Source organism: Desulfamplus magnetovallimortis, assembly GCF_900170035.1.
Taxonomy (GTDB): domain Bacteria; phylum Desulfobacterota; class Desulfobacteria; order Desulfobacterales; family Desulfobacteraceae; genus Desulfamplus; species Desulfamplus magnetovallimortis.
In genome coordinates this window covers 269950-275445 of record NZ_LT828545.1, presented here as the reverse complement: position 1 = coordinate 275445, position 5496 = coordinate 269950, and the positions used below count along the sequence as shown (strand labels likewise).

4 protein-coding genes are annotated in these 5496 nt (G+C 40.6%); all 4 read right to left on the bottom strand.

Annotated elements, in window-relative coordinates:
- Window positions 1-905: ATP-binding protein (locus MTBBW1_RS12865; RefSeq protein ID WP_186441253.1), on the bottom strand; the 905-nt coding region annotated here is incomplete at its 3' end.
- A 220-nt stretch (window positions 906-1125) separates the two neighbouring features.
- Window positions 1126-1347 (bottom strand): helix-turn-helix transcriptional regulator, encoded by a 222-nt coding sequence (locus tag MTBBW1_RS12860; RefSeq protein WP_080804173.1) that lies wholly within the window; start codon window positions 1345-1347, stop codon window positions 1126-1128.
- 185 nt (window positions 1348-1532) lie between these two features.
- Window positions 1533-3053: a VCBS repeat-containing protein gene (locus MTBBW1_RS12855; RefSeq protein ID WP_080804172.1), complete on the bottom strand. Its 1521-nt coding sequence runs from the start codon at window positions 3051-3053 to the stop codon at window positions 1533-1535.
- Between the two features lie 205 nt (window positions 3054-3258).
- Window positions 3259-5118, bottom strand: coding sequence for a GNAT family N-acetyltransferase (locus MTBBW1_RS12850; RefSeq protein ID WP_080804171.1), 1860 nt, complete (start codon window positions 5116-5118; stop codon window positions 3259-3261).
- Window positions 5119-5496 lie beyond the last annotated feature (378 nt).

The window sequence follows — 5496 nt, the reverse complement described above, 5'->3', positions numbered from 1 at the left end:
ATATATTTAAGGGCTGTCATTAGAGAAAAGGGATTGAACACTTTTACGTTTCGCTTTGAAAAACGATAACCATTGTAATGTTTCAACAGTTCTTCCATTACATCAGAAATCTTGTCATTTTTCTGATCTGCCATTCGTTTTATGTGGGGCATTAAATATTGTTCGACCTCATCCATTGTATAGCCGAACATATCAGCATACAAAGAGAGCATTGTAAGGTCTGTGAGGTTGTTAAGTTCTGAAAAAATGGATACCTGGCTAAATTTTGAGACCCCTGTAATAAATACAAAGCGGGTTATGGGGGAAATTTTTATACCTTTGATTACCCCAAAAAAATCTTTCAGAATGTCCCGATTTTTTTTGGCTATCCCAAGAGATTCATCGCCTTTCCCAAGGTGGTCTATAAGTGGCTTGTCATACTCATCAATCAAAAATACAACCGGCATCTTGGTTTTTTTGTTAAGGGCAATTGCAAGCTCCTTGAATTTACCTTTTATGAAAGATCGTTTAAGCTCAATATCATAATTAGACGCAATTTCAATGAGGTGTTCTTCAATGCTCTGCTTTAGAATATCCGGAGTTTCATGACTTATCTCATTGAAATCAAGGGGTATGACAGGATGGTGTTTCCATTCCCATTTAAAGTTTTGGGCATTAGCTTTATCTTCATTCCCTTTCTCTTTTATCCACAAGCCTTCAAAAAGCTCTTCTCTCCCCTCAAAGAGACATTTAAGGGTGGAGACCATCAAGGATTTACCGAACCTTCTTGGTCTGGATAAAAAATAGTATTTGCCATCGCTTATCATCTGACAAATATGTCTTGTTTTATCCACATAGAGATTTCCATTGAGTCTTATGTTCTCAAAGGAAGAGTTACCTGTGGGCAGTATTGGCAAATTGTTCATAACAATAATCCTTGGGGCAGTCAGGTCATGGCCGTTTTTTTGAATTCCTGAGATTAAGATTCATGATCAAATCCTTCAAAGGCTTTGTTCTATACTCAAAATCGACATCTTATTGCTTTTTCAGAAGTTATTGCAGTTGTCTGAAGCAGGATAACCAGGATGGTTCGAATGCTCAGGATAGATAATCCTGCCTTATCTTGTTAATCTTGGGAATCCTGATTCAGACAGTATTGACAAGGCTTACAAGATCATAGGTGTCGATTTTGAGTCTATAAGAAATACCAAGTTTTTTGCGGATATTTAAACGGTGAAAAGAGACTGTCTTGATTGATATTTTCATAACCAATGCAATTTCATCACTATTTTTACCGTTCATTATATGATCTACAACTGCGGCTTCAGTAGGGGTGAGTCCAAAAAGCTCCCACTCCACAAAATCCATATTTAGGAATGAGTCATAAATAACTTGCCCATTTCAAAACAGGCGACCATTGCAGGCAGTACGTTTGAAAATTCTAATTGAGCATCTTATTTCGTGCTCATTCCTTAATTATCTGGAAAACTACATTTGAATTGCCCAACGCTGCCAAATATTTTCTACACGCACAGGTCGAAACTATTTGGCTCTCAAGGAACTATGATATCCCAATTTTGCCAACCTTCGTATGATTCCATCAACTCTATATTACCTGATCCATCAGTGGAGTAAAACGCACCTCTGCCGCCATCCCTTTTATAAAGCAGCAAATCCGTGAACTCATCTTCGGTAAAATGACCGGGAATAATAAGATCCCACTCATCCCATCCTTCATATGATTTCAACAACTGCATATTTCCGGATCCGTCTGTAGCATAAAAATCAGCATTGTCCTTGTAGCAAAGGTCATCCCAACTGCCCTCTCTTTTGAAGAACAACAGATCCGTAAATCCATCGGATGTAAAATTTCCAGGTATGATGAGATCCCAGTCCTGCCATTGTGAATATGATTGCAGCAGTTGAAGATTCCCTGACCCGTCTGTTGCGTAAAAATCACCCCTTCCACCCTTGCAAACTTCGTCCAGATCGTCATATCTTTTGAACAACAGCAAATCAGTTATGGTATCCCCGTTAAAATGTCCTGGAACGATGATGTCCCATTCATCCCAACTGTCATATGATTTAAAGAGTTGCATGTTGCCTGATTCATCTACGGAATAAAAATCTGCCACACCACCTCTCTTCTTGTAGAACAACAAATCCTTACTGCCATTTCCTGTAAAGTCTCCCGGTACGATGATGTCCCAATCCTGCCATCCTTCATATGATTTTAAAAGCTGTATGTTCCCGAAGCCGTCTGAGGCATAGAATTCTCCCTGGCTGCTGCTTGAAAAGTCATACCATTCCCCCTCCCTTTTGAAAAAGAGCAAATCTGTGAATCCATCCCCTGTAAAGTCCCCGGGCACGATGATATCCCAATCCTTCCAACCTGAATATGATTTCATCAGTTGCATGTTTCCAAATCCGTTGGTGGAGTAGAAATCTCCCTTGCCACCATTTTTTTTATACAACAGCAAATCGGTGATACCGTCTCCTGTGAAATCACTGAATGAATTGAAATTTTTCATAATATCAATTGTGTTGTAGTCAATGGTGTCTCCAAGATTATAGTTGTAACATCCAAGTTCAAACGGAGCACCCTGTAAATCAATGTTGGCAAAATTTCCTCCATTGGAAGGTGTAATCAACCAGTAAATCTGATAGTGCCCATAGTCCAGTTGGGAATAGGTTTTGTCGAAAAAAACTGGTGCTGTGGTATTGATCTTGTGGGCAAAAAGATCCAGCGTCAAGTTTCCTTGTGCATCAATGAAATGAAAAAAACTGGTTTTAACATCATAAATAGCGACGTAAAGATCAATGGGGGCACCAAAGCATTGAAGGGCAATTTTCAATCGAATTGATGTTGTATCCGGAAGAGTATTATCACTATCAGTGATTTGTACCGGCGCATTAATTATTTCATTCATATTACTGAGTATTACGGTCTGCTGTCCGGATAATGACGGATTATAACACTGAGCGTCTGCTTTTGCTGTAATGGAAACAAAAAAAATCAGTAGCAGGAGAGACACAAGAGCGAGTTTTGGTCTATAACATTTACAGATTTTCATTTTAGTTATTCCTCCAATTTGAATTAAAAAATAGCTTTATCCGGCATCTTTCATTTGCCAGTTTACACTTTTCCGAACAGAAGCCCGTTTTTAGAGGCTCCTGTTCCGGAAAGTGTAAAGTACTTTCTGTATGATATGAAGAATGCCCTTTATCCAATGCGATTCATTTGAGTGAGAAGGGATAGAGCCAGAAGTAATCCCACCATCACTCCTTAAAATGCATAACAAGCTTATATACACCATTTTCAAGACGGGCATCCATTGGAAGCCCTGCTTTTTGAAACACCTTGAGCATTGCCTGATTGTCGGCTATCACCTCAGCACTTAGCCCCTTTAGCCCTTGCTCCCTGGCCAGTTGAATCAAGAGGGTCAGCATATAGGTTCCAACGCCGATTCCCTGAAAAGTCTCTTCAATGAGAAATGCCACCTCTCCATAGTTTGATCGTTCATCCCTGAAAAATCGGCCTTCAGCAACAATCTGTTCCTCATCGGCCTTGCCGGTCAACCCCACAATGGAAAGCTCACTGCTGTAATCCACATTGACGTACTCCTGCATCTTGTCATGATCCATTGTCTTTATGGAATAGAAAAACCTGTAGTAGATGATCTCATCTGAACAGCGATAGAAAAAACGGCGCATTGCCTCTTCATCTGAAGGTTTCATTGCACGGAATCTTATTGATACATCACCTTTGAATACCTCCTGTGTTGAAATATGAGCAGGATAGAGGTGAACTGACCGTGAAATAAAAATCTGGTTTGCATAGATAATCTTCCTGTTCCTGGCCTGCTCCATCAGAAGTTCCCTGTCATCAGGATGGGCAATATCTATCATTGCCTGGGCACGCTCACGCAAGGGACGCCATTTAAGATTTGCAATGCCGTACTCGGTCACAATCATATGAACAGACTCTCTTAGCCTCAACTGATTGGGAAAATCCATCAATGCCAAAAGAATGTTTGACTCTCCTTTAAGGTTTCGGCTTGGAAGCCCCATTATTGTACAGCCATCCTGTGATATTTCAGCTCCCTTTATAAAATCAATCACCTCACCGGGACCTGTTACAACTGAACCTTTTAAAGGAAAGGCAACTCCCCCGAGAAGATCGGCCTTTCGGGCTTCATACAGAGCTACAAACTGGGGATTGCTGCCTATAAAACCTGGATTGCAGACCCAGTCAATTCCCTGAAACTCCACAAGAGGATTTCGATCAAGCCACTTCATCAGGGATTTTGAGCCAAGGGCATAGGATGTCAGAGATTTACCCCTGAATGGTGACTTTCTGGAGTTTGTTACAGCCCCGCTTTTAACAAGGGTTGCAAGGGCATCTGTAAAATAGAGCGAGTGGATGCCAAGGTTTTTCCTTGACATTAGGTGGGGCACAAGTGCGTCAAAAAGGGCTCCATGGGAGAAACTCAAGCAATCTCCATCCTTTATTATGGAAGCCACATTTGTGGCCACCTGATTCATCTGGGAATGGGCAAACCCGGGCTCATAATGAAGAGGTGGCTTTTCTGACTGGATCAAAAGATCAAAATCATCAACAGAAACAAAAGTGTCCCCAAACGTAAAAGGCATCTCCGGATTAACCTCACCCACAACAAGCGTTGCCTGCTCCATAGCCTCCCTGGCCACATCAACGGCAACACCAAGGCTGCAATATCCAGCCTCATTTGGAGGAGTTATCTGTATAAAAGCCACATCAATGACAATTTTGCGGGATTTAAGGATCTTTGGTATCTCGGATGAATAGGCAGGTATAAGATCCACCTGTCCCGATGATATTGTATCCCAGGCCACAAATCCGGAAAAGAATGTTTTCAACCGATAATTGGGAGCATTGAGCTTTTCAACTGAAAGGACAATATCACCCATGACAGCAAGTTGTACAAGCTCGATATCTCTAAGATTATGTTCATCATAGTCAAGAAGAACACGAATCAGGGTACGTGGAGATGCAGGGCCTGTTCCCAGAAATATGGTCATGCCGGGTTTTATTCTATCCAGTACCTTTTCAGGGGTTGTGAGGTGCTCTTGCCAGTTTGATCTGTTTATGGTTTTCATTTGCAGTTTCCGTTGTGATAACAATGAAAAGTTATGAACAGTGAGCCTTTATGCTACTACAGATAATTGGTACAGCACCCTTTCGGGCAGTTGTTAAATCCTTAAAAACCTAATATCTCCAATGAAATACTATAATTTTCATTATAAGTAAAAAAATATTCTTACATTTGAAGAGATGCCTCTTTACTGTGAAAACAGATCCTGTGTTGATTTGTACTTAAAAAAATGGGCATCCTTCATTTGCCGATTTACACTTTTCCAATGGCAAAATAACCCAACGGTATAGACGCAATGCATTGCGTCTATACTCCAGACAAGAAGTGTAAAGTACTTTTAATCTGATATGAAGGATGCCAAAAAATGATGAGGATATTTTGG